Below are 25,426 nucleotides of genomic sequence, written 5' to 3' on the forward strand. Positions count from 1 at the left end.
CCTCAGAAGCCGTCGTTGTCGTCGAAGCCGTCGTTGTCGTCGAAGCCGTCGCTGTCGTGCTCGAAGGCGTGCTCGAAGTCCTCGATGTCCTCCTGGGTCAGGGCCACCAAGGGCAGGTCCGACGGGGTGAGCCCGCCCGCCGGGGCGGCGTCCGCGTGCCGCACCAGACCGCGCAGCGCCCGTTCCCACAGCGTCAGCAGGGCGCGGGTCGCGGAGGGGGCGAGGAAGGCCCGCGGGGCGGCGGCCGAGACGTGCAGCCGGACCCCGCCGGCCCGTTCGACGGCGACGGCGTTGACCTCGAGCCCGGACGCGGCGGGCCGGCCGCCCTCTTGCGGCACGCCGAGGACCGGGGCCTCCGGGGCGAGTTCCCAGGGTTGGGCCCCGGAGGCGGCGGCGGTGAACCGGCCGAGGTAGTTGAACACGACCTGGGGATGCGGGTGTTCGGCCAGCCGGTCAGCGGTGGCGGGGTTGAGGTGGCGCAGCAGGCCGTAGCCGATGCCGTGGTCCGGTACGGCGCGCAGCTGCTCCTTGGTCCGCTTCAGGGCCGTGCCCGCGGCCGGGCCGCCGCGCAGGGCCTCGTCGAGGTCGAGGGGGCCCGGGTCGAGGGCGACGGGGTACAGGGTGGTGAACCAGCCCACCGTGGACGACAGGTCGACGCCCTCGGCGAGTTCCTCCTCGCGCCCGTGGCCTTCGAGCCCGACGAGCAGCGAACGGCCCGCGAGGTCGCCGCGCTCCTCGCGCCAGGCGGCCGCCGCCACCGCGAAGGCGCTCAGCAGCACGTCCACCACGGCGGCCCGGTAGGCGGCGGGCACCGTCGTCAGCAGGGGGGCGGTCAGGTCCGCGGGGAGCACGAGCGTCTCCTCCCGCACGGTCGCCGCGGTGTCCCGGGCGGGGTCGAGGGCCTGCTCCAGCAGGGGCCGTCCGCGTGCCAGCGTCTCGGTCCACCAGGGCAGTTCGCGCGTCCGCCGCGGTGTGCGGGCCTGCTCGGCCAGCAGACCGCTCCAGCGGCGGAACGAGGTGCCCCGCCGCGCGGGCGTGGCCGTCCCGGACCGCAGGGCCTGCCAGGCGTCGGCGAGTTCGGCGGTGATGATCCGCCAGGACACGCCGTCCACGACGAGATGGTGGGCGACCAGGAGCAGGCGGTCGGTGCCGAGCAGCACCGCCTGGAGCATCCGTCCGGTCCGCGGGTCCAGGCGGGCCGCCGCCTTCTCCAGCTGCTCGTGCAGGCCGGTGTCCGTTGCGCGGGTCAGCAGGTCGCTCGCGCGCACGGTGCCCTCGGCGGGGACCGTGAGGTGGCTGCCGTCGTCCGCCAGCCGGGCGCGGAGCATGTCGTGCCGGTCCAGGAGGGTCTGCAGGACGGTGGTGGCGTCGTCGTCGGTCAGGCCGTCGGGCGTGACGAGGAGGACGGCCTGGGCGAGGCCGTCCCAGGAGCCGTCGGGGCCGGCCGCCCACCGCATGACCGGGGTGAGCCCGACGTCGCCCAGCGGGTCGTCGTCGGCGGGCGTCCCGGCCGTGGCGGTGTGCCCGATGTCCCCCGTGGCGGTGTGCCCGGTGTCCCCGGCGGCCGCGGCGAGTCCGGCCGGGGTGGGCGACTGGAACACCTGCCGGGGGCTGAGGGGCAGGCCGGCCTTGCGGGCGAGGGTCACCAGCCGGATGGAGACGATGCTGTCGCCGCCCAGCCGGAAGAAGTCGTCGTCGACGCCGACCCGTTCGAGGCCGAGGACGGAGGCGAACAGGGCGCAGAGCCGGCGTTCGCGGTCGTTCGCGGGTTCCCGGGAGGTGCCGCCGGCGGCGGACTCGGGGGCGGGCAGACCGGCCCGGTTCACCTTGCCGGAGGGCAGCAGCGGGAAGGCGTCCAGCGCGGTGAGGGTGCGCGGCACCATGTGCGCGGGCAGCCGCTCGCTCAGCCAGTCGCGCAGAGCGGGCAGGACACCGGGTGCGGCCAGGCAGTAGCCGGCGAGCTGCCGGACGCCCGGGGCGTCCTCGCGGAGGACCACCACGCCGCGCCGGACGCCCGGGTGCTGTTCCAGGACCGCCTCGATCTCCTCCAGTTCCACGCGCATGCCGCGGATCTTCACCTGGTGGTCGGCGCGGCCAAGGAACTCCAGGGTGCCGTCGGCGGTCCAGCGGACCATGTCGCCGGTGCGGTAGAGGCGCTCGCCGGGTGGGCCGAACGGGTCGGCGACGAAGTGGGCGGCGGTGCGGCGCGGGTCGTTGACGTAGCCCCGGCCGAGGTAGACGCCGCCCGCGTACAACTCGCCGGGCACGCCCACCGGGACGGGCTGCAGCCGTTCGTCCAGGACGTACAGGCGGGTGTCCCGGTTGGGCCGGCCGATGGAGACGGCGCTGCGGACGGCGCCGGTGCGGTACACGACGTGGCTGACGCCGATGGTGGCCTCGGCCGGGCCGTAGCCGTGGTACATCACCGCCGCGCAGGCCTCGCGGAAGCGGGCGAACAGCTCGGGGGTGAGCACCTCGCCGCCGCACCACACGTGTTTCAGCGAGGCGGCGCGGCGGGCGAAGCCGTCCAGCTCCAGGAGCAGGTCGAGCATCGAGGAGACCAGGTAGGTGAAGGTCACCCGGTGCCGCTCGACCGTGTCGAGGAGGTAGTCGGTGTCCCGTTCGCCGCCGGGTTCGGCGATCACCACGCGGCCGCCGTTGACGAGCGGCAGGAAGATCTCGTTGATGGAGATGTCGAAGCCGAGCGGTGCCTTGAACAGGGCCGCGTCGCCGGTGCCGAACCCGAGCAGGCCGCGCTGCCACAGCAGCCGGTGCGCGATGGCCCGGTGCCGGATCATGGCGCCCTTGGGCACACCGGTCGAGCCGGAGGTGTAGATGACGTAGGCCAGGCCCTCGGGGTCGACGGCGACGCCGGGGTGGTGGGCCGTGGGTCCGTCGAGAGTGACCTCGACGACGGGCGGCGCGTCCGGCCCGAGGATGTCCCGCCCGAGGGCGTCGGCGTCGCCCGGTCGGCCGAGGACGGCGGTCAGGGCCGCGCTCCGGCACACCTCGGCGATGCGGCGGCCCGGCCAGGACGGCTCCAGCGGCACGAAGGCGCCGCCGGCCTTCAGCACCGCGAGCAGAGCGACGACCATCTCCACGGAGCGTTCCAGGTGGATGCCGACGCGGCACTCGGGGCCCACGCCCAGGGCGGCGAGCCGCCGTGCCAGACCGCCCGCCAGGGCGTCGAGTTCGGCGTAGGTGAGGGCGGGGCCGCCGGGGACGCCGTACTCGACGGCCACGAGGTGCGGGACCTCGGCGACCTGCTCCTCCACCAGCGCGGTGAGGGTGGTGGCCGGCATGGAGTGGGCGGTGTCGTTCCACTCGTGCAGCAGCAGGTGCCGTTCGCGCGGGATGAGGACGTCGGCCGCGCCCACCGGGCGGTCCGGGTGCCGGGCCAGTTCACCGGCCAGGCGGACGAACCGCTCGGTCGTCTCCCGCGCGGTGTCCGGGTCGTACAGGTCCTCGCTGTAGACCAGGGAGCCGTCGATGCCCCCGGCGTCGGCGCGCTCGAACACGTGGAACGCCAGGTCGGTCTTGGCGGTGTGGAAGGGGACCCGCCGCTCGGTCAGGGTGAGTCCGGCGAAGTCCCGGGCGGCGGGCGGGGCCTGCTGGTGGGCGAGCATGACCTGGAACAGCGGGTGGCGGCCCATGGAGCGGGTGGGCGCGAGCGCGTCCACCAGCCGTTCGAAGGGCAGCTCCTGGTGGGCGTAGGCGTCCAGGTCGGCCTCGCGCACCCGGGTGAGCAGGGCGCGGAACGCCGGGTCGCCGGAGACGTCGGTGCGCAGCACGAGGGTGTTGACGAACAGGCCCACCAGGTCGTCCAGGGCCGGGTCGGCACGGCCGGCGACCGGGGTGCCGAGCGGGATGTCGTCCCCGGCGCCCAGCCGGGCCAGCAGGACGGCCAGGGTGGCCTGGAGGGCCATGAAGACGGTGCCGCCGGCCTCGGCGGACAGGTCGCGCAGGGCCCGGTGGGTCGCGGCGTCGAGGGTGAAGTCGACGGCGCCGGCCCGGTGGCCGGGTACGGCCGGGCGCGGCCGGTCGACGGGCAGCTGGAGTTCCTCCGGGAGCCCTTCCAGGCGCCGGGCCCAGGAGCGGACCTCGCGGGCGGTGTGCTCCTCGTCGAACAGGTCGCGCTGCCACAGGGTGTGGTCGGCGTACTGCACGGCGAGCGGCGGCCAGGCGGGGGGCGTGCCGGCGCGGCGGGCGGCGTAGGCGGTCTCCAGGTCGCGCAGCAGCGGCTCGGCCGACCAGCCGTCGGTGGCGATGTGGTGGACGAGCAGGAGCAGCACGTGGTCGCCGGGGGCGAGGGTCACGAGGGTGGCGCGGACGGGGATCTCGCGGTCGAGGGCGAAGCAGTGGGCGGCGGCCCGGGCGAGCAGCGCGTCGGCATCGGCGTCGGACGCGGTGACCGTGTCGAAGGGCACGTGCGCGTCCGTGCGGATCTCCTGCCGGGGCACGCCGTCGTCGTCGGGGTAGACCGTGCGCAGGGCCTCGTGGCGGTCCACGACGTCCTGGAGCGCCGCCCGCAGGGCCGCCGGGTCGAGGGGGCCGCCCAGCCGGACGGCGGTGGGGAGGTTGTAGGTGGGGGTCGGCCCTTCCAGCCGGTACAGGAACCACAGCCGGGACTGGGCGAAGGACAGCGGCAGCGGATCGGGGCGCCGGGCGGCGGGGCGCAGGGCGGGACGCCGCCGGGCGGGCGTGTCCAGCAGGGGTGCCAGGGCGGCCGCGGTGGGGGTGTCGAAGACGGCCCGCAGCGGCAGGTCGACGCCGTGCTCGGCGCGGACGCGGGCGACGAGGCGGGTGGCGAGCAAGGAGTGGCCGCCGAGCGCGAAGAACGCGTCGTGGACGCCGACCGAGGGCAGCCCGAGCAGCTCGGCGAAGAGGCGGCACAGGGTCGCCTCGGCCTCGGTGCGGGGGGCGGTGGCGGTGGTGAGCGCCGCCAGGTCGGGGCCGGGCAGGGCGGCGCGGTCGAGTTTGCCGTGGGGGGTCAGCGGCAGGGCGTCCAGCACGACGACCGCGGCGGGCACCTGGTGGTCCGGCAGGGTGCGGGCGAGGTCCCGGCGCACGTCCAGGGGGTCCGGGCGGGAGCCGGGCCGGGGGACGGCGTAGGCGACCAGGCGGGGGTCGCCGTCGGTGTCGCGGCGTACGGTGACCGCGGCCTGGGACACCCCGGGCAGGGCGGCCAGGGCGGCCTCGCTCTCGCCGGGCTCGACGCGGAAGCCGCGGATCTTCACCTGGTCGTCGGCGCGGCCGAGGAACTCCAGGGCGCCGTGGTGGGTCCAGCGGACCACGTCGCCGGTGCGGTAGAGGCGGCCGCCGGGCGGGCCGTAGGGGTCGGCGACGAAGCGGGCCGCGGTCAGGGCGGGCCGCCCGAGATAGCCGCGGGCGAGCTGGGTCCCGGCGAGGTACAGCTCGCCCGCCACGCCGGGCGGCACCGGGCGCAGGGCGCTGTCCAGGACGAGGGTGCGGGTGTTCCACACCGGGCGCCCGATGGGCACGGAGCCGGAGGCGGAGCGTGTGCCGTCGGCGCAGGGCCAGGCGGTGACGTCGACGGCGGCCTCGGTCGGGCCGTAGAGGTTGTGCAGGTCGGTGCCGGGCAGCAGGCGGGCGCAGTGTTCGGCGAGGTCCGCCGGCAGGGCCTCGCCGCTGCACACGATGCGGCGCAGCACGCCGCGGGCCTGTGCGGCGGCGGGGTCGTCGAGGAAGACCCGCAGCATCGACGGGACGAAGTGGGCGGTGGTCACCCGCTGTTCGCGGATCAGGGAGGCGAGGTGGGCGGGGTCTCCGTGCCCGCCGGGCCGGGCCAGGACCAGTGCCGCCCCGGTGATCAGCGGCCAGAAGAACTCCCAGACGGAGACGTCGAAGCCCGCCGGGGTCTTCTGCAGCACCCGGTCCCCGGGGCCGAGGCGGTAGGTGTCCCGCATCCACAGCAGCCGGTTGACGATCGCGGCGTGCGGGACGACGACGCCCTTGGGGCGGCCGGTGGAGCCGGAGGTGAAGATGACGTACGCGGGGTGGCCCGGCCGCAGCGGCGCGAGCCGTTCCGCGTCGGTGACGGGCGCGGGGCCGTGTGCGGCCAGGCGGTCGCGCACGCCCGGGTCGTCGAGCAGGAGCGTGGGTGCCGTGCGGGTTGGGAGACGGCCGGCGGCGCCGCTCGACGTCACCACGAGGGCCGGGGTGGCGTCCTCGATCATCACGGCGAGGCGTTCGGCCGGGTACCCGGTGTCCAGGGGGACGTACGCGGCGCCCGCCTGGAGGATCGCGAGGAGCGCCACGACCAGGTCGGGTCCCCGGTCGAGGGCCACGGCGACGCGGTGCTCCGGGCCGGCGCCGTGGGCGATCAGCAGCCGGGCCAGGCGGTTGGCGCGGGCGTGGAGGGCGGCGTGGCCGAGCGTGCCGCTCTCGTGGATGAGCGCCGGCGCGTCGGGGGTGCGGGCGGCCTGCTCGGTGAGCAGGGCGGACAGGGTGGTGCCGGGGACGGGCCGGGCGGTGGCGTTCCACTCCCCCAGCACCTGCTGTTCCTCTCCGGCGGGCATCAACGGCAGGCGCGAGACGGGCCGTTCGGGGTCGGCGAGTCCGGCGGCGAGGAGCGTCTCCAGCCGGTGCAGCAGCCGGTCGACGGTCTCCGGGGTGAACAGGGCACTGCGGTAGGTGGCTTCGATGCGCAGCTGTCCGCCGGTGAGGAAGGCCTCCAGCGACAGGTCGAACTGGGTGGTGTCGTTGTGGACGGTCTCCCACTCGGCGCTCACGCCGGGCAGCCGCGGCCCCTGGAGGCCCTGGGTGAGGAAGAGCAGCATGACGTCGAACCAGACGGCCCGGCCCGGGTGCCGCTCCGGCCGCAGCCGCTCCACCAGCAGGTCGAACGGCATGTCCTGGTGGGCGTAGGCCTCGGTGCACAACGCGCGGACCCGCTCGACTAGTTCGCCGGTGCCGGGGTCGCCCTCGAGGTCGGCGCGCAGGGCCAGGGTGTTGCCGAAGTTGCCGACCAGCCGGTCGAGTCCGGGCAGGTCGCGGTTCATCACGGCCGAGCCGACGGGGATGTCGGTGGCTCCGGTGAGGCGGTGGAGCAGGGCGGCGAGGCCGGCGAGCAGCACCATGAACGGGGTGGCGCCGGCCGTGCGGGCGAAGGCGGTGAGCCGGTCGGTGACCTCGGGCGCGAAGGTGTGGAAGCGGCGGCCGCCGTGCGCGTCGGGCCGGGGCGCGCGGGGTGCGTCGGTGGGCAGGTCCAGAGGGCGGGGCGGCGGGACCAGGGCGGTGCGCCAGTGGTCGAGGTGGCCGGCGAGCCGCTCGTCGGTGAAGGTGGTGCGCTGCCACAGCGCGAAGTCGGCGTACTGGGCGGGCAGTTCGGCGAGTCCCGCGTCCTCGCCCGCGAGTGCGGCCTGGTAGAGGGTGCTCAGGTCGCGGGACAGGGCGTCGAAGGTGCCGCCGTCCCAGGCGATGTGATGCACCGTCAGCACGAGGGTGTGGTCGTGGTCGTCGCGCCGGACCAGCAGGGCCCGCAGGGGGTGGTCGGCGGTGAGGTCGAACGGGGTCGCGGAGGCGGTGCGGGCCAGGGCGGCGGCCCGCTGGTCCCGCTCGCCGGCGGGCAGGGCGTGCAGGTCGGCCGTCTCGAAGCGCAACTGGGCCGTGGTGTCGACGACTTGGTGGGGGGTTCCGTCGTCGGCCGCGGGATACCGGGTGCGCAGCACCTCGTGCCGGGCGAGCAGGCCGGCCAGGGCGGTGCGCAGCGCGTGGACGTCGAGCGGGCCGCGCAGCCGGATGGCCAGGCAGACGTTATAGGCGGGGCTGGCCGGGTCGAGCTGCTGGAGCAGCCACATCCGGGACTGGGCGTACGACAGGGGCAGCGGGCCCGCGTCCCGGGGCCGGGGCGGGATCCGCTCGGCGGGCACGGGGGTGTCGGCCAGGCCCGCGTTGCGCAGTCTGCGGCGCAGCAGTTCTCGCTTGCGGGCCGCGAGATCACCGGGCGGGGCCGCCTGGGTGTCGGTCACTGGTCTCCGCCTTTCAGCAGCCGTTCGAGGGAAGCGGTCCACAGCGCGCCGAGCCGCTCGGTCTGCGCCTGTGTGAAGAGCCGCTGTGGCCAGTGCCAGCGGGCCGTGAGGACCGGGCCGCCGGCGTCCGGGCCGTCGCTGATCAGCGCGTCGAGGACCAGCGGGTACCGGACCGGTGTCGCGGGGTCGGCCCGTCCGCCCACGGCGCCCGTCTCGGGGGCGCCGGTGAACGCGGCGTCCCCGGTCTGCTCGCCGAGGGTCATCCGGCCCAGGTAGTTGACCTGGATGCGGGGCTCCGGGAGCCCGGCGAGGAGGGGGGCGGTGTCCGGGTTGAGGTGGCGCAGCAGGCCGTGGCCGATGCCGTGGTCGGGCGCGGCGGCCACCTGCTCGCGCACCCGCCGGAGCTGCTCGGCGGGGGGTGCGTCGCCGGGGTCGAGGCGTACGGGGAAGACGGTGGTGAACCGGCCGAGGGTGCCCGACAGGTCGGCGTCCGGCAGGAGTTGCTCCTCGCGGCCGTGCCCTTCCAGGGCGACGAGGACGGAGTCGTCCGGGGCGGGGCGGCCGAGTGCGCGCCGCCAGGCCGGGACGGCCAGGGCGAGCGCCGCCAGCAGCACGTCCCGCACGGGGTGGGCGAGGAGGCGTGCGGTGAGGTCCGGGCCGAGGGTCGTCTCATGGTGGCGCACGGTGGCCAGGGTGTCCCGGGCGGGGTCCGGTGCGGCGGCGCCCGGTTCCGGTTCGCTCCGGCCCGACACGGCCGTCCAGTGGGCGAGTTCGGCGGTGCGGCGCGGCGAGACGGCCTCGGCCCGCAGGGCCCGGGCCCACTCCCGGAAGGACGTGCCGGGCGCCGGCAGGGGGGTGCCGTGCCAGGCCGCGGCGAGGTCGGCGGTGAGGATGCCCCAGGAGGCGGCGTCGGCCGCCAGGTGGTGCAGGACGACCAGCAGGCGTCCTTCGCGGTCCGGCCCGGTGTCGAACCACAAGAACCGCGCCACCGCCCCGGTGGCGGGGTCGAGTCCGGCGGCGAGTTCCTCGAAGGCGCCGGGCACGCGGGCGCCGATCGTGGCGTGGTCGAGCCGGGCGGCGTCGGTGCGCCGTACGCGGTCCGGGGCGCGGACGGTGCCCGGCGGGGCGGTGCGCAGGCGCCAGGTGCCTCGCTCGTCGGGCGCGAGGGTGGCGCGCAGCAGGTCGTGCCGGTCCAGGACGGTCTGGACCGTGCGGTGCAGGCCGTCGAGGTCCAGGCCGGGCGGGGTGCGCAGGAAGCGGGCCTGGGCGAGGGAGCCGACGGGGGCGTCCTGCGCGACGAGCGCGGCGAGCGCCGGGGTCAGCGGGATGTCGCCGACGCCGGCGTCCGGGTCCGCGTCCGGGCGCCGGGCGGTGCCCAGGGCCGCCGCGAGCTCCGCGACGGTGGGGTGTTCGAACACGTCGCGCGGGGAGAGCGCGAGACCGGCGGCGCGGGCCCGGCCGACCAGGCGCATGGAGACGATGCTGTCGCCGCCGAGTGTGAAGAAGTTGTCGTGCACGCCCACCGAGTCCACTCCGAGGACCTGCGCGAAGAGTGCGGCGAGTCGCTTCTCGGCCGCGGTGCGCGGCGGTTGCGCGGTGGGCCCGGCGGCGCGGGACGGGGCCGGGAGCGCGGTGGTGTCGAGCTTGCCGTTGAGGGTGAGGGGGAACGCGTCGACCGGGACGAACGCCGACGGCACCATGTGGTCGGGCAGGACGGCGGCGGCCGCGCGGCGCAGCAGCTCCGCCGTCTCCCCGGCGGGCGGGGCGGCCGGGGCGGTGACGACGTAGGCGACGAGGCGGCGTACGCCCGGGGTGTCCTCGCGGACGACGACCGCGGCCCGTGCGACGAGCGGGTGGTCGAGCAGGACCGCCTCGATCTCGCCGGGTTCGATGCGGTAGCCCCTGATCTTGACCTGGTCGTCGACGCGGCCGAGGCACTCCACCAGGCCGTCCGGGGTCCACCGGGCGATGTCCCCGGTGCGGTACATGCGGGCGCCGGGGCGCAGGGCGAACGGATCGGCGACGAAGCGGCTCGCGGTGGTCCCGGGGCGGCGGAGGTAGCCGCGGGCCAGTCCCGCCCCGGCGATGTACAACTCGCCGTCGACACCGGCCGGTACGGGGTTGAGGTGCCCGTCGAGGATGTACAGGGTGGCGCCGGCCACGGGCCGGCCGATGGCGGGCCGGTCGCTGAGCGCGAGGTCGCAGTCGGCGGAGTCGACGGTGCACTCGGTGGGCCCGTACAGGTTGTGCGCTGCCAGTCCGGGGGTCTCCCTCAGGACGCGCCACAGGTCGGGCGGCACGGCCTCGCCGCCGACGCCCAGCACCTTCAGTTCGCCCCGCCAGTCGCCGCCGTGCGCGACGACCTCGGCGAGCAGGGACGGGGACAGCTCGATGAACTCGATGCGGTTCCCGGCGAGGAAGGCGCGCAGCGCGTCGGGGTCGCGGCGGACGTCCTCGGGCACCAGGTGCAGTTCGTGTCCGGCGAACATCCACAGCAGGGGCTGCCAGGAGGCGTCGAAGGCCGTCGGCCAGGCGTGTCCGATGCGCAGCGGCCGGCCGCCGGCCGCCGCCGAGGCCGGTGTGTGCAGGGCGGCGTGGTGGGCGGCGTAGAGGTTGACGATCGCCCGCTGGGGCACGACGACGGCCTTGGGGCGGCCGGTGGAGCCGGAGGTGTAGATGACGTACGCGGGGTGCTCGGGCAGCAGCGGTCCGGTGCGGTCGGCGTCCGTGAGGTCGCCGCCGTCCGCGTCCGCGAGACGCCTCCGGGTGCCGGGGTCGTCGAGGAGGAGCGCGGGCACGTCGCCGAGGGCGGCGGGGCCGGGGGCGGTGCCGGTGGTGGCGACGAGGGCGACGGGCCGGGCGTCGGCGAGCATGCCGGCGATCCGCTCCTCGGGCCAGGCGGGGTCGAGGGGCAGATAGGCGGCGCCCGCCTTCTGCACGGCGAGCAGCGCGGTGACGGTGTCGGGCGTGGGCGGCAGGGCCAGGGCGACGATCCGCTCCGGCCCGGCGCCGAAGCCGGCCAGCAGCCGGGCCAGCCGGTTGGCCTCGGTGTCGACCTCGGCGAAGGTGAGCCGCCGCCCGCCGCCGGCGACGGCCACCGCGTCCGGGGTCCGGGCGGCTCGTTCCCGGAAGATCTCCGGCAGGGTGGCGTGCGGGGCGGGCGGCCGTTCCGTCCTGCCGCGGGCGAGCAGCGCGGCCCGCTCCTCGGGGGCGAGGACGTCGAGTGCCGCGAGGGGCGTGTCGGGTGCCGCCACGACCGCGCGGACGAGCTGCTCGAAGCGCCCGGCGAGCCGCTGGACGGACGGACGGTCGTAGCAGTCGGGCCGGAACTCGAAGACCACGCCGAGGCGCTCCTCGGCGAGGACGGCCAGGGTCAGGGGGTAATGGGTGGCGCCGGAGCCCCGGACGTCGCGGATCCGCAGCCCGGCCTCGGCCTCGGCACGGGCCACCGCCGCCCGGTCGACCGGGTAGTTCTCGAAGACGAGCAGGGTGTCGAAGAGGTCGCCGGCACCGGCGAGGCGCTGGATCTCGGTGAGCCCGAGGTACTGGTGGTCCATCAGGCGGGACTGCTCGTCCTGCAGCCGGCGCAGGTAGGCGGCGGCCGGCTCCCCCGGCGGCACGGACACCCGTACGGGCACGGTGTTGATGAACAGGCCGATCATCGACTCGGCGCCGGCGAGTTCGGCGGGCCGCCCCGCCACGGTCGCGCCGAAGACCACGTCGTCCCGGCCGGTCAGGCGGGCCAGCAGCAGGGCCCACAGGCCCTGCACGACGGTGTTGACGGTGACGCCCCGGGCGCGGGCGGTCCGCTGCACGCCGGCGGTGAGGTCCTCGGACAGCCGCAGGGTGTGCAGTTCGGGCGGGACGGGCACGAGGGCGGCGGCCGCCGGGGCCAGCAGGGTCGGTGCCGCCCCGGCCAGCGCCCGGCGCCAGGCCCGGCCGGACGCCTCCCGGTCCCGGCTCGCCAGCCAGGCGAGGAAGTCCCGGTAAGGCCGTGGAGCGGGCGGCGGCGCACAGCGGCCGGGGGCGGTCCGGTGGGCGTACAGCTGGAGGAGTTCGCGCAGGAGCAGCGGGATCGACCAGCCGTCCAGGAGCAGGTGGTGGTTGGTGAGGACGAGCAGGCTGCGGTCCTCGCCCCGGTCGATCAGGGTCAGACGCAGCAGGGGCGGGTCGGTCGGGTCGAAGCGGGTGGCGGCGTCGGCGGCGACGAGGCGCTCCACGTCCGCCTCGCCGGCGGCGGTGGCCTCCCGCCAGTCGACGGGGACCTCCTTGAGGACGACCTGTACCGGCTCGTCCATGTCGTCCTCGTGCAGGAAGGCGCTGCGCAGCACGGCGTGCCGGGCGACGAGTTCCTCGGCGGCGGCGCGCAGCGGCCCGGGGCGCAGCGGGCCCTCGATCTCCACGAGGGACTGCATGGTGTAGACGTCCTGCGCGGCCTCGTCGAACAGGGCGTGGAACAGCAGGCCCTGCTGCAGCGGGGACAGCGGCAGCACGTCCTCCACCAGGGTGCCGTCCGCCGCCCCGGCGGGCTCTGTGCTCATCGGCTCCTCCACCTCGCCTTGACGTTGTCGAGCTGCGACGGGCTGAGCGACACCAGCGGCGCCGCGGTCGCGGTGAACGGCTCCCCGGGTGCGGTGGCGTCCGGCCGTGCGCGGGCGAGGGCGGCCGGGGTGCGGTGGGTGAACACGTCCCGGGGGGACAGGGCGAGTCCCGCCCTGCGGGCGCGGTCGGCCAGCCGGACCGAGACGATGCTGTCGCCGCCGAGGGCGAAGAAGTCGTCGTGGACGCCGATCCGTTCGACTCCGAGGACCTCGGCGAACAGTCCGCACAGCGCCTTCTCCGGTTCGGTGCGCGGCGGTTCGAAGGTGCTCGTCCGGGTGAAGTCGGGCGCGGGCAGCGCGCGGCGGTCGAGCTTGCCGCTGGGGGTGAGCGGCAGCGCGGGCAGCACCACCACGGCGGCCGGGACGCACGGCGCGGGGAGGCGCTCGGCGAGCGCGTGCCGCAGGGCGGCCGGGTCCGGTACGCCGTCGCCGCCGGGCTCGGGTTCGACGTACGCCACGAGCCGCCGCGGTGCCGTGCCGTCCTGGCGGGCCACGACCGCGGCCCGGCGCACGCCCGGCAGGGCACGGGCCGCGGCCTCGACCTCACCGGGCTCGACGCGAAAGCCCCGGATCTTGACCTGCTGGTCGGCCCGGCCCAGGAACTCGACCGTGCCGTCGGGCCGGAGCCGGGCGAGGTCGCCGGTGCGGTAGAGGCGGCTGCCGGGCGGGCCGAAGGGGTCGGCGACGAACCGCTCGGCGGTGCGCCCGGGCCGGCCGAGATAGCCGCGGGCGAGCCCGTCCCCGGCGAGATACAGCTCCCCGGCGGCACCGACGGGCGCGGGGCGCAGGAACGGGTCCAGTACGTACACCCGCGTACCGGCGATGGGCCGCCCGAGCGGAACGGACCCGGTGACCGGCCGGCCGGGTGACCCGGCGGGGCCGACGGGCCCGACGGGCGGGGACGCAGGGGTGTCAGGGGTGTGAGGGGTGTCAGGGGTGCCGAACCCGTCCGGCGGGGAGGGGGTGCCGGGGGTCCGGCCCGGCAGCGGCCGTGCTGTGCCGGCCGGCCGGGGCGCCGTGAGGTCCTCGGGGGTGTACACGTGGGCCAGGCTGTCGCCCGCGGCCTCCGAGCAGCCGTAGAGGTTGACCAGGCGGGAGTTGGGCCAGCGGGTGGTGAGGTGGTGGGCCAGGTCGGTGGTCAGGGGCTCGCCGCTGGAGATCCAGGTGCGCACCGAGGCGAAGCCGCCCGGCGGGGCGGACTCCACCAGGGTGCCGTGGAGGCTGGGCACCGCGGTGAGCACGGTGGCCCCGTGCCGGTCGGCCAGCGCGGCCAGCGCGGCCGGGTCGCCGGCCGACGCGTCGTCGGCGAGGGCCACCGCCTCGCCGGCGACCAGCGCGCCGAGCAGTTCGGTCAGGCCGTCGATGAAGCTGATCGGGCTCTTGGCGACGCGCGCGCCGCCCGGGCCGTCCGTCAGTTCCCTGCCCCAGGCGAGCCGGTTGGCCAGGGCGCGCTGGGTGCCGAGCACGCCCTTGGGGCGGCCGGTGGAGCCGGAGGTGAACACGACGTATGCCGGGTGGTCGGGTGACAGCGCCGGGCGTGCCGTGGCGGTGCCCGTCGCGCCGGGGTCGCACACGGACTCCGGGGCGAGGGCGAGCCGCCGGGCCGTCTCCCGGTCGCTGACCACGAGCCGGGGCCGGGCGTCCCCGAGCATGAGGGCGATGCGCGCGGGCGGGTAGGCGGGGTCGAGGGGCATGCAGGCCGCCCCGGTCTTGAGGACGGCGATCAGGGCGGTGACGAGGTCGGGTCCGCGCGGCAGGGCGACCGCGACGATGGTCTCGGGTCCGGCGCCGCGGCCGAGCAGCGCGGCGGCCAACCCGTCGGCGGCGGCGTCGAGTTCGGCGAAGGAGACGGTGGTGTCCCCGTGGTGGACGGCCGGGGCGTGCGGCGTGCGGGCGGCCTGCTCTTCGAGGAGTGCGCGGACGGTGGTGTGCCGCCGCCCGGTGGGGGCGGCGTCCCGGCTCGGGTCGGCCGGTCCCGTGTCCAGCCGTCCCACCGGCCGGTCGGGCTCCTCGGTGAACGTCCGGACGAGCCGGTGCAGTCCGGCCGCGATGCCGGTGACCGTCGCCTCGTCGAGCGCCGTCGGGTGGTGGCTGAAGGTGAGGGTGAGCCGGTCGCCGGGCAGGGCGGTGAGGGTCAGGGGATAGTGCGTGGCGTCGCGGGCCGACACCTCGGTCATGCGGGGGCCGTCGGGGCCCAGGGCGTCGGCGATGCCCTGGTCGTCGATGGGGTAGCTCTCGAACACCAGCAGCGTGTCGAAGAGCAGGTCGTGCCCGGCGGCCCGCTGGATGCCGGCCAGGCCGAGGTGCTCGTGGCCGAGCAGGGCCGACCGCTCGGCCTGGATCCGCCGGAGCAGGCGGCTCAGCGGCTCGCCGGGGCGTAACCGCACCCGGACCGGCAGGGTGGTGATGAACAGGCCGACCATCGCCTCGATGCCGGGCACGTCGGCGTCGCGGCCGGACACCGTCGCGCCGAGGACCACGTCGAGCCGGCCGGTGTGCCGGGCGAGCAGCACCGCCCACAGGCCCTGCAGCACCGTGCTGACGGTCACGCCGTGCGCGCGGGCGGTGGCGTTGAGGGTCTCGGTCTCCCGCCGGGACAGTTCCACCACGTGCCGCCCGGGCTGTCCGGCGGGCAGGTCGCGGGCCGCCGGGGCGAGGAGGCACGGCTCGTCGAGGTCCTGCAGGGCGTCCCGCCAGGCCTGTTCGGCGGCCGCGCGGTCCTGGCGGGCCAGCCACGCGAGGTAGTCGCGGTAGGGCCGTGCCGGGGGCAGGACGGCCGGGTCGCCGCCCGAGGTGTAGAGGCGGAACAGCTCGCGGACCAGCACGGGCGCCGACCAGCCGTCCCAGAGCAGGTGGTGGGAGGAGATCAGCAGCCGGTGGTCCCGGTCGCCGAAGGCCACCAGCCGGATCCGCAGCAGCGGTGGGCGTGCCAGGTCGAAGCGGGTCTCCCGGTCCCGGGCGAGCAGTTCCTCGAACGCCTGCTGCCGCTCGGCGGGCGGCAGCCCGGACAGGTCGGTGTGGCGCCACGGCGTGCGGACGCCGCCGGCGATCACCTGCACGGGCCGGCCCGACCGCTGGGTGCGGAAGGCGGCCCGGAGGTTGGCGTGCCGGGCCAGCAGGGCGTCCGCGGCCGTGCGCAACCGGCCCGCGTCCAGGGGCCCTTCGAGCCGGATGACGAGCCGGCCGGTGTAGACGTCCGGGGCGTGCTCGTCGTACAGGGCGTGGAAGACCATGCCCTCCTGGGTCGGGGACAGGGGGAGGACGTCCTCCACGACCGGGCGGGGCGCCATCAGTCGCCGGCTCCGCGCATGGCCTCGGCCAGGCTGCGCGGGCGCATGTCCGTCCAGTGCCGCTCGATGTGCTCCAGGCAGGCGGCCCGGGTGTCCGGGCCGTGCACGCTCTCCCAGCCGGCCGGTACGGGCGCGAAGTCCGGCCACAGCGAGTACTGGCCCTCGTCGTTCACCAGGACGCGGAAGACGCCGCTGTCGTCGTCGAACGGGTTGACCATGGCTCAGTTCCCCTTCTGCTGGGTGACGGCTCCCGAGTACTGCTCCGGCGCCCCGGGCACCGGCTCGGCCGGATCCGCGCCGAGCGCGAGGATCCGGTTGGCCCGGTCGACGTGGACGACGCGGGGGCTGTGGGCGGCCCGTTCGGCCTCGTCGAGCGCGGCGAACGACATGATGATCACGAGGTGGCCGGGGTGGACGAGGTGGGCTGCGGCCCCGTTGACGCCGATGACGCCGGTGCCGCGCGCGCCGGTGATGGCGTAGGTGGTGAGCCGGGCGCCGTTGTCGATGTCGACCACGTGGACCTGCTCGCCCTCGGTGATGTCGGCGGCGTCCATGAGGTCCTGATCGATCGTCAGGGACCCTACGTAGTGCAGATCGGCCTGGGTGACGGTGGCTCGGTGGATCTTGCCGTTGAGCAAGGTGCGCTGCACCATGACCCCCTGAGGAGTAGCACTTAGGTGAGGCTAACCTAAATCAACATCGCCGTGTCCGGAAGAACGGCTACACGGAAGAGTTCCGGAAGAACTCCAGCAGCACGCGGTTCACTTCGTCCGGGCGCTCCAGGTAGCCGTAGTGGCCGCAGCCCTTGATCTCCTGGTAGAGGGCGCCCGGAACGGCCTCGGCGACCTCGCGCCCCAGGTGCGGCGGCAGCACGACGTCGTCCGCGAAGCCGATCACCAGGCAGGGCACCTCGATCTGCCGGTAGGCCCGCAGCCGCCCCTCGGGGACCTCCAGGCCGAGCTGGGCGCGCACGCCCGGACCGGCGGGCTCGGGCGACACCTCGAAGAGGTCCAGCCAGTCGCGCACCCGCTGTTCGTCGCCGAGGGTGGCGGGCGAGAGGTTCGCCAGCGCCCGCACCCACGCCGCGTAGGCCGGCGGCAGGGTGACCGCGCCGTCGTACAGGGCGCGTTCGGCCGCGGCCATGGCGGAACGCAGCGTGTCGGTCCGGCCCCGGGTGGCCATCAGCACGCCCTGCCGTACCAGCCGGGGCCGGCGCAGCATCAGCTCCTGGACGACGTAGGCGCCCAGGGACACGCCGACCAGGCGGCAGGGCGCGAGGCCCAGGTGCTCGACGAGGCCGGCGGTGTCGCCGACGAGGTCGTCGACGGTGAAGCCGCCGGGGCACTCCTCGCTGGGCGGGACGCCCCGGTTGTCGAAGGTGACCACGCGGTACCCGGCGTCGACCAGGGCCGGCACCTGGTGGAGGTGCCAGGCGCGGCCGCGGGCGCCGCGGCCCATGACCAGCACCACGGGCTCGCCGCTGCCGGTGTCCTCGTAGTGGATGCGCACTCCGTTGACGATCGCGCTGGGCATGGCTCTCCTCGCAGGGCGCTCGGTCAGTCGGCGGCCGGTGACGGCGCGGCGGGCGCCGGCCGTCCCTCGTCGGCGGGCGGCCCCTGCAGGGTCGCCTTGCGCAGCCCCGGCAGGGCGACGGCGACCGCCGCCACTCCGGCCAGGCAGACCAGCCCGCCGACGGCGGCGGCACCGGCCGCGGAGCCGAGGCCGCGCGCGACCAGGCCGGCCTCCACGTTGCCGACGGAGGGGCCGGCGGTGGCCTGGGCCAGCCACAGGCTGCCGACGCGGCCCTGGAGGCGGTCGGGCGTGTAATGCTGGAGCAGCGCCCGGCGCAGGATCTCGGAGACGGTGTCGCCGAGGCCGGCCAGTGCCAGGAAGGCCAGCGCGGTCCACAGGCCGGGGCTGAGGCCGAAGCAGGTGATCGCCACGCCCCACAGGGCGACCGCGCCGATCAGGGCCCGGCCGGTGTGGTGGATGCGGCCGGTCCAGCCGCTGGTGAGCGCCCCGAAGAAGGAGCCGACGGCGGGGGCGGTGTACAGCAGGCCCACGGTGGACGGGCCACCGCCGAAGTGCTCGGTGCCGAGCTCCGGGAAGAGCGCGTACGGCATCGCGAAGACCACGGCGCACACGTCGATCAGCAGCAGTCCGGCCACCACCTGGTTGCCGCGCAGGAACCGCAGCCCCTCCCCCATGGCCCGCAGCGGGTGCTGCGGCTCCCCGGCCCCTTCGGGATCGAGGCGGGGCAGCGGGGCCAGCAGGGCGAGGCCCACCACGTAGATGACGGCGTCGGCCGCGAAGCACAGCGCGACACCCGGCCCGGCCGCGATCACCCCCGCGAGGGAGGGGCCGACCATCGCGCCGAGCTGGGCGGTGAGCGTCATCAGCGCCCCGGCGGCGGCCAGTTGGCCCGGCGCCACCAGAGCCGGTGCGGCGGCCATCAGGGCCGGTCCGCCCAGCCCGCCGGTGACGCCCGCCAGGACGGCGGCCACGAACACGAACCACACCTGCGGGTCCGGCAGGGCCGCGTTCACCGCGAGCCCGGCGATCACCACGGCGGTCGCGGCCCGGGTCGCCAGTACGATCCGGCGCCGGTCCACCCGGTCGGCGAGCACCCCGCCCGCGACCAGGCCGACCAGCAGTGACAGCCCCAACGACAGGCTCATCAGGCCCACTTGGACCGAGGATCCGGTCAGTGCGTAGACCTGGAGGCCGGCCGCGACCGAGGTGAGGTGCGTGCCCAGCATGGAGAGGGCCTGGGTGGCGAACAGCAGCCGGAAGTGCCGGCCGGACCGTAAGGGCGTGACGTCGACGACGACTTCTCCCAGTCGCACCCTCGCACCTAACCCCTCAGCGACGGCGCGGCGAGCGGCGCCGGTTGCGCGGGGACGACGTAGGGGGCGACGCTGCGGAGCTTCTCGCAGGTCTCCTCCAGTTCCCGGGCGGGAGTCGACCCGGCGAGGATACCGGCGCCGGCCCGCAGCCAGGTGCGGCCGTCCTCCTCGAAGAGGCTGCGCAGGACGAGGGCGGCGTCGAGCGAGCCGTCGCTGCCCGCCATGAGGGCCGCGCCGCTGTAGATGCCGCGCGGTTCCTTCTCCAGCCGGGAGATGCAGTCGTACGCCGGTTCCTTGGGGATGCCGGAGGCGGTCACGGCCGGGAAGACGGCGCGCAGCACGTCCCAGGCGGTGGTGTTCTCGGCGAGCAGTCCGTGCACGCTGGAGCCGAGGTGCTGCACGGAGCCGCGGCGGCGCACGCTCAGCAGGTCGCGCACCGACACCGTGCCCGGGCGGCAGACGGTGGCCATCTCCTCCTCCGCCAGCTTCACGGAGAGCACGTGCTCGGAGATCTCCTTGGGATCGGCGAGGAGTTCGGCGCGCAGCCGTTCGTCCTCCTGCTCGCCCAAGCCCCGGGCGCGGGTGCCGGCGAGCGGCTGGGTGAGGGCCTGTCCGTCCGCGCCGACCTCGGCGACGGTCTCGGGGCTGAAGCCGACGACCCGGCGTCCGCCGAGGTGCATCAGATAGGAACGGGCCGGGGTGTTGTGGGACCGGCCGTGCAGGTAGGTGGCGACGAAGTCGACCGGGAACGGCACCGGGACGGTGCGGGAGAGGATGACCTTCTGCAGGGCGCCGGCGCGGATCTCCTCGATCGCGCGGGCCACGAGTTCTGGGTAGGTGCCGTCGGCGTCGGCGACGTCGACCGGCCGGGCCTCGACGGGGGCTGCCCGGGTGACGGGCTCGGCGAGCAGCCGGAGTAACGCCTCCAGGGTCTCCGGGTCGGCGCTGCGCACCTCGGCGCCGCCCTGACGGAGCCTCACCTCACTGTGCGGGATCACCAGATGGAGCAGTCGTCCGTCTCCGGCGCGGTCGGGGCGCCCGGTGTTCAGATGCGCGAACTCGTACGCCATCCAGCCGTAGGCGTGCCAGCCCTCGACGGCCGTCTCCGCGAGCTTGTCCTGGACCTGTCGCAGGGGGTGCGGCCCGACGGGGTCCGCGTGCTCCTCGGTGAGCCAGCGGCGGCGGACCGTGGAGCGGTCGGCCACGACCTCACCGAGCGCGCCTCCGGCGAACCACCACTCGCCGTCCCTCTCATAGACCACGTACTGGTCGAACAGTCCCGACTCGGCCAGCCTGGCGGCCAGCAGGACGGGGTCCGACGGCAGTTCCGTCCGCGCGCTCCGGTACCGCAGCAACGACGACCTCCCGAGCTAGCTTAGGTTAACCTAACCTAAGGCAAGACCCTAGCCTCCGCAGCGAAGTCTCGTCCAGGCTTGACCCCGATCTTCCATTAGGCAAGCCTTTCCTAAACTGCAGGCGGGAGTTGAGGATGCTCGACGGTTGGGTGCCCTGGCCGGAAGAGGTCGCGCAGCGGTATCGGGCCGAGGGGTTCTGGGAGGGCCGGCCACTGGACCGGCTGCTGCGGGACCGGGCCGAACGGGACCCGGAGCGGATCGCGCTGGTGGACGGGGAGGGCGCCCGGTGGACCTACGCCCAGCTCGACGCCCGCGCGGACCGGCAGGCGGCCGGACTGCGCCGGCTCGGCCTCGCCGCCGGGGACCGGGTGGTGGTCCAACTCCCCAACACCGACGCCTTCGTGGTGCTGTTCTTCGCCCTGCTGCGGGCCGGCGCCGTGCCGGTCCTCACCCTTCCCGCGCACCGGGAGAGCGAGATCGTCCACGTGGCCGAGACCGCCGGCGCGCGGGCCTACGCGATCCCCGACACGCACGACCACTTCGACCACCGGACCCTCGCCCGGGCCGTCCGCAAGGCCGTGCCGTCCGTGGAGCACGTCCTGGTGGCCGGCGACGCCGCCGAGTTCACCGCCCTGGCCGAAGTCGACGCCGATCCCGTCCCGCTGCCGGTGCCCGACCCCTCGGACGTGGCGGTGCTGCTGCTGTCCGGCGGCACCACCGGCAAACCCAAGCTCATCCCCCGCACCCACGACGACTACGCCTACAACGTCCGCGCCAGCGCCGGGATCTGCGGCTTCGACAGCTCCACGGTGTACCTCGTGGTGCTGCCCACCGCGCACAACTTCGCGCTCGCCTGCCCCGGCCTGCTCGGCACGCTGCTCGTGGGCGGCACCGTCGTGCTCTGCCCGACCCCGAGCCCCGAGGACGCCTTCGCGCTGATCGAGCGCGAGCGGGTCACCGTCACCGCCGTCGTGCCGCCGATCGCCCTGCTGTGGCTGGACGCCGTGGAGTGGGAGGAGGCGGACCTGTCGTCGCTGCGGCTGCTCCAGGTCGGCGGCTCCAAGCTGGGCGCCGAACCGGCCTCCCGCGTCGGGCCCGCCCTCGGCTGCACCCTCCAGCAGGTCTTCGGCATGGCCGAGGGCCTGCTCAACTACACGCGCCTGGACGACCCGCCGGAGCTGGTCGCCGAGACCCAGGGCCGCCCGATGTCCCCGGCCGACGAGATCCGGGTCGTCGACGAGGACGGGCACGACGTGCCGCCCGGCGCGACCGGCGAGCTGCTCACCCGCGGCCCCTACACCCTGCGCGGCTACTACCGGGCCCCCGCGCACAACGCCCGCTCCTTCACCGAGGACGGCTTCTACCGCACCGGCGACCTGGTCCGGGTCCTGCCCTCGGGGCACCTGGTGGTCGAGGGCCGGGCCAAGGACCAGATCAACCGGGGCGGCGACAAGATCTCCGCCGAGGAGCTGGAGAACCACCTGCTCGCCCACCCCGCGGTGCACGACGCGGCCGTCGTCGGCATGCCCGACGCGACCCTGGGCGAACGCACCTGCGCCTACCTCGTGCTCCGCGGCGAACCGGCCCCGACCCAGCGGGAACTGGCCGCGTTCCTCACCGAGCGGGGCGTCGCGGCGTACAAGCTGCCCGACCGGGTGGAGGTGGCCGACGCCTTCCCCCGCACCTCCGTCGGCAAGATCGACAAGAAGGAACTGGGCCGCAGGATCGCCGCCCTGCTGCGCGCGGAGGGCAGCGGTGCCGGCTGAGACCACCGCTCCGGCCCGCCCGGAGCCGCCCGCCCCGGCGCCGCCGGCCCGCCGCCGGACCTCCACCCGCGCCCTCGCCGTCCTCGGCGCCCTGCTGCTGCTCCTGGCAGCGGTCCTGCTCAGCCTCGCCATCGGGTCGCGGTCGCTGCCGGTGTCCGTGGTCGTGGACGCGCTGCGGCACGACGACGGCTCGACCGCCGCCTCCGTCGTCTGGGACGTGCGGGTGCCGCGCACGCTCGCCGGGATCACCGCCGGTGCCGCCCTCGGCGTCGCGGGCGCCCTCATCCAGGCGCTCACCCGCAACCCGCTGGCCGACCCCGGTCTGCTCGGTGTCAACGCCGGGGCCGCCACCGGCGTCGTGCTGTCGCTGACGGTGCTGGGCGTGACCAGCCTGTGGGCCTCGGTGTGGTTCGCCATGGCGGGCGCGGTGGTGGCGGGCCTGCTGGTGTACGCGCTGGCCTCGGGCGGCCGCGGCGGAGCCACGCCGGAACGGCTCGCGCTGAGCGGTGCGGTGATCGCCGCGGTCTTCACCGGCGTCGGCCAGACGCTGATGCTGCTCGACGCCCAGGCCCTGGACGAGCTGCGGTTCTGGAGCGTGGGCTCGCTCGCCCGGGCCGGCGGCGACACGCTGACGACCATCACTCCGTTCGTCGTGGTGGGCCTGGTGCTCGCCCTCGGCCTGGTCCGGCCGCTCAACGCGATGGCCCTCGGCGACGACGCCGCGCGCTCGCTCGGTGCCCAGCTGCACCGCACCCGCTTCCTCGGGCTGCTGGCCGTGACCCTGCTGTGCGGGGCGGCGACCTCGGCGGTCGGCCCGCTGGTGTTCGTCGGGCTCGCCGTCCCGCACATCGCGCGCATCATCGCCGGCGCCGACCAGCGCTGGACCGTCCCGCTGTCCCTGCTGCTGGCCCCCTCCCTGCTGCTGTTCGCGGACGTCCTCGGCCGGGTCGCCGTACGCCCGGACGAGCTGGACGCGGGCGTGGTCACGGCGGTCGTCGGGGCGCCGGTGTTCATCGCGCTGGTCCGGCACCGCCGGGCGGTGGCGTCATGAGCACCCGCGCTCCCGCCCCCGCCCGTCTCCCGGCCCGGACCCGCGTCGTCCGCAGCGGCCGCCACCGCGTCTCCCTGCGGCTGGACGTCCGTGCCCTGACGGTCTGCCTGCTGGTGCTGGCCGCCACGGCCGGGGCCGGCGTCCTCGCCCTGGGCACCGGGGAGTACCCGATCCCGCCCGCCGACGTGGTGCGCACCCTGCTCGGCAACGGCAGCCCCCGCACCGACTTCGTCGTCAACGAACTGCGGCTGCCGCGCCTGCTGACGGGCATCCTGGCCGGGGCCGCCCTCGGGGTCAGCGGCGCGCTGTTCCAGAGCCTGTCCCGCAACCCGCTCGGCAGCCCCGACATCGTCGGCTTCACCTACGGTTCGGCCACCGGCGGCCTGCTGGTCGTGCTGGTCGCCGGCGGCACCGGCGGCCAGGTCGCGCTCGGGGCGGTGGGCGGCGGCCTCGCGACCGCCGTCCTGGTCTACGTCCTGGCCTGGCGGCAGGGCATCCACGGCTTCCGGCTCGTCCTCGTCGGCATCGGCGTCAGCGCCCTGCTGCAGGGCGTGAACGCCTACCTGCTGGCCAAGGCCCGCTTCACCGAGGCCGCCCAGGCGATGGTGTGGCTCAACGGCAGCCTCAACGGCCGGGGTTGGGCCGACGTGCGGCCCGCCGCGCTCGGACTGCTCGTGGTGCTGCCGCTGATCGCGTGCGTCGCGGGCCGGCTGCGGATCCTGGAGATGGGCGACGACGTCGCGGGCGGGCTCGGGGTGCCGGTGCAGCGCACCCGGCTGGTGATGCTCGTCCTCGCCACGGCCGCCTGCGCGGTCGCCACCGCCGCGGCCGGCCCGATCCCCTTCGTCGCCCTCATCGCGCCCCAGCTGGCCCGGCGGCTGACCCGGCAGCCCGGACCGAACCTCCTCGCCGCCACCTGCACCGGCGCGCTCCTCGTGGTCAGCGCGGACTTCGGCTCGCAGCATCTGCACGAGTCGGCCCAGCTGCCCGTCGGCGTGGTCACCGCGGTCGTCGGCGGCCTGTACCTGGGCCTGCTGCTGCGCCGTCAGCGACGTGCCGGACGGATCTGAGGGACGCCGGGCCGCACGGGGCCGCGACCCCCGGATGACACGCCGCGCCCCGGGCACCCGGCCAGGTACCGGCGCACGGGGGTGCCGAGCGTGCGCCCCGCGTGAGCCGGTACCGTGCTGGGAAGGCCACTGCGGGGAGAACCACACATGAGTGATCCGACGACGTCAGACGCGAACGCCCTCCGTCCGCTCCCGGCGGACGCCACGCCCTCGGGCCCCGGCCGGCTCCTGGGCGCCGTCATGGGCGATCTCAGGGCCGTGGACGGCGCCCTGTACGCGGCGGTGGCCGCCACCCCGACCCCCACCCTGGACCGGACGTTGCGCCGTCTGTCGCACGCGGCCGACCACTCGAAGATCTCCTTCGCCATCGCCGCCGCCCTGGCGCTCGCCGGGAAGCGGCCGCGCAAGGCGGCGCTGGCCGGAGTCGGGGCGATCGCCGTGGCGTCGGCCTCGGCCAACCTGCTCGGCAAGCGGCTGGTGCGCCGGGCCCGCCCGGACCGGGAGGCGGCCCGGGTGACGGTGGACCGGCACGTGCCGATGCCGACGTCGGCCTCCTTCCCCTCGGGGCACACCGCGTCGGCGGTCGCGTTCGCCACCGCGGTCGGCGTGGTGCTGCCTCCGGCGGCGGTTCCGCTCGGGGCGCTGGCGGGCGCCGTCGGCTACTCCCGCATCCACACGGGCGTGCACTATCCGGGTGACGTGGCGGCGGGCGCGGTCCTCGGCATCGCGAGCGCCGCCGCGGCTCTGGCGGCCGCGGCGGCCACGCCGTCGGCCCGCTCCCAGGCACTGCTCGCGGCGGCCCGTTCGTGGCCGCGCGTCCGCCTCGCCGGCCCGGTGCGCGACTGAGGCGCCGAGCACCGGGCACCGGATCCGCCAGGAGGCCGGGCACGCGGCCACCGCCGCGTGCCCGGCCTCTCCGCTCGTGCGGGCGGTCAGCCGAAGGCGCGCACGGCCTGGTAGTACGTCCAGGCCGTGCCGTTGCAGGAGGTCTTGGTGGCTCCGCTGTAGGCGTTGCACACCCGCTTCAGGTCCTCGTAGAAGGCGCTGTCGATACGGGACTTGTTGGCGTCGAAGGTGCCCGCGGCCTTGTAGTTGCGGTAGCCGAAGTCGTGCCGGGCGCAGGACAGGGAGAACGGGAAGCCGAACGGGTTGTCCGGCGACGAGGAACAGTAGTCGGTCGACCAGTCGAAGCCGTACGCGGACCAGGCGCCCTGGTTCGCGCGGGCGGCGGCCCAGGCGTTGTGGCTGGACGCGCTGGTCTGCGTCCAACTGGCCAGCACCTGGGGCTTGTCGGCGGGAGCGGCAGTTGCGGTCGTGGCGGTGGCGGCGACGGTGACGAGGGCCAGGGTCGAGGCGGCAAGACCCGTGGCGATCTTTCGGTGCATCCCACACCTCCATGAGGCCGCGGCCCGGCCATCGGGCCGCAGGTTCATGACAAGAGAATGACCACCTCTCC

Annotated in this window: 13 protein-coding genes; 4 read left to right on the forward strand and 9 right to left on the reverse strand. The window is 75.8% G+C overall.

Annotation, left to right across the window (positions count from 1 at the left end):
• Positions 1–2 precede the first annotated feature (2 nt).
• From ACIGAN_RS29460 to ACIGAN_RS29495, 8 genes are all read right to left on the reverse strand, one after another.
• Positions 3–7,991, reverse strand: coding sequence for an amino acid adenylation domain-containing protein (locus tag ACIGAN_RS29460; protein ID WP_399862124.1), 7,989 nt, complete (start codon positions 7,989–7,991; stop codon positions 3–5).
• On the reverse strand, positions 7,988–12,532 hold the full coding sequence (locus tag ACIGAN_RS29465; RefSeq protein WP_399862126.1) for an amino acid adenylation domain-containing protein: 4,545 nt from the start codon (positions 12,530–12,532) through the stop codon (positions 7,988–7,990). The genes ACIGAN_RS29460 and ACIGAN_RS29465 overlap by 4 nt, the downstream gene beginning before the upstream one ends.
• Positions 12,529–15,882 (reverse strand): condensation domain-containing protein, encoded by a 3,354-nt coding sequence (locus ACIGAN_RS29470; RefSeq protein WP_399862128.1) that lies wholly within the window; start codon positions 15,880–15,882, stop codon positions 12,529–12,531. Before ACIGAN_RS29470 ends, ACIGAN_RS29465 begins: the two co-directional genes overlap by 4 nt.
• The gene (locus ACIGAN_RS29475) at positions 15,882–16,100 is read right to left on the reverse strand and encodes an MbtH family protein (RefSeq protein ID WP_399862130.1); all 219 of its coding nucleotides are present in this window, start codon (positions 16,098–16,100) and stop codon (positions 15,882–15,884) included. The genes ACIGAN_RS29470 and ACIGAN_RS29475 overlap by 1 nt, the downstream gene beginning before the upstream one ends.
• Before the next feature lie 3 nt (positions 16,101–16,103).
• Positions 16,104–16,532 carry an aspartate 1-decarboxylase gene (gene panD / locus ACIGAN_RS29480; protein WP_365094924.1) on the reverse strand — a complete coding sequence of 143 codons (429 nt, stop codon included), beginning with the start codon at positions 16,530–16,532 and terminating at the stop codon, positions 16,104–16,106.
• A 70-nt stretch (positions 16,533–16,602) separates the two neighbouring features.
• Positions 16,603–17,415, reverse strand: coding sequence for an alpha/beta fold hydrolase (locus ACIGAN_RS29485; protein ID WP_399862132.1), 813 nt, complete (start codon positions 17,413–17,415; stop codon positions 16,603–16,605).
• Positions 17,416–17,438: 23 nt separating this feature from the next.
• Positions 17,439–18,728 (reverse strand): enterobactin transporter EntS, encoded by a 1,290-nt coding sequence (entS, locus tag ACIGAN_RS29490; RefSeq protein ID WP_399862133.1) that lies wholly within the window; start codon positions 18,726–18,728, stop codon positions 17,439–17,441.
• Between the two features lie 8 nt (positions 18,729–18,736).
• A complete protein-coding gene (locus ACIGAN_RS29495; protein ID WP_399862135.1) occupies positions 18,737–20,083 on the reverse strand; it encodes a salicylate synthase in 1,347 nt (448 codons plus the stop codon).
• A 134-nt stretch (positions 20,084–20,217) separates the two neighbouring features.
• Between ACIGAN_RS29495 and ACIGAN_RS29500 the strand changes: the two genes are divergently transcribed.
• From ACIGAN_RS29500 to ACIGAN_RS29515, 4 genes are all read left to right on the forward strand, one after another.
• Complete coding sequence (locus ACIGAN_RS29500; protein WP_399862137.1) at positions 20,218–21,849, forward strand: (2,3-dihydroxybenzoyl)adenylate synthase; 1,632 nt, start codon at positions 20,218–20,220, stop codon at positions 21,847–21,849.
• Entirely contained in the window at positions 21,839–22,900 is a 1,062-nt protein-coding gene (locus ACIGAN_RS29505) for a FecCD family ABC transporter permease (protein ID WP_399862139.1), read from the forward strand. Before ACIGAN_RS29500 ends, ACIGAN_RS29505 begins: the two co-directional genes overlap by 11 nt.
• Positions 22,897–23,970: a FecCD family ABC transporter permease gene (locus ACIGAN_RS29510; protein WP_365740252.1), complete on the forward strand. Its 1,074-nt coding sequence runs from the start codon at positions 22,897–22,899 to the stop codon at positions 23,968–23,970. Before ACIGAN_RS29505 ends, ACIGAN_RS29510 begins: the two co-directional genes overlap by 4 nt.
• 147 nt (positions 23,971–24,117) lie before the next feature.
• Complete coding sequence (locus tag ACIGAN_RS29515; RefSeq protein WP_365740251.1) at positions 24,118–24,816, forward strand: phosphatase PAP2 family protein; 699 nt, start codon at positions 24,118–24,120, stop codon at positions 24,814–24,816.
• A gap of 86 nt (positions 24,817–24,902) precedes the next feature.
• Here the strand turns inward: ACIGAN_RS29515 and ACIGAN_RS29520 are convergent, their stop codons facing one another.
• Entirely contained in the window at positions 24,903–25,355 is a 453-nt protein-coding gene (locus ACIGAN_RS29520) for a phospholipase (RefSeq protein WP_365740250.1), read from the reverse strand.
• Between the last annotated feature and the right edge of the window lie 71 nt (positions 25,356–25,426).

The organism is Streptomyces sp. NPDC085931 (assembly GCF_044540565.1).
GTDB lineage: Bacteria > Actinomycetota > Actinomycetes > Streptomycetales > Streptomycetaceae > Streptomyces.

Coding starts and splice junctions, on each gene's coding strand:
- ACIGAN_RS29465 (WP_399862126.1), bottom strand. CDS start 12,532: ATGAGCACAGAGCCCGCCGGGGCGGCGGACGGCACCCTGGTGGAGGAC.
- ACIGAN_RS29470 (WP_399862128.1), bottom strand. CDS start 15,882: ATGGCGCCCCGCCCGGTCGTGGAGGACGTCCTCCCCCTGTCCCCGACC.
- ACIGAN_RS29475 (WP_399862130.1), bottom strand. CDS start 16,100: ATGGTCAACCCGTTCGACGACGACAGCGGCGTCTTCCGCGTCCTGGTG.
- ACIGAN_RS29485 (WP_399862132.1), bottom strand. CDS start 17,415: ATGCCCAGCGCGATCGTCAACGGAGTGCGCATCCACTACGAGGACACC.
- ACIGAN_RS29500 (WP_399862137.1), top strand. CDS start 20,218: ATGCTCGACGGTTGGGTGCCCTGGCCGGAAGAGGTCGCGCAGCGGTAT.
- ACIGAN_RS29510 (WP_365740252.1), top strand. CDS start 22,897: ATGAGCACCCGCGCTCCCGCCCCCGCCCGTCTCCCGGCCCGGACCCGC.
- ACIGAN_RS29515 (WP_365740251.1), top strand. CDS start 24,118: ATGAGTGATCCGACGACGTCAGACGCGAACGCCCTCCGTCCGCTCCCG.
- ACIGAN_RS29520 (WP_365740250.1), bottom strand. CDS start 25,355: ATGCACCGAAAGATCGCCACGGGTCTTGCCGCCTCGACCCTGGCCCTC.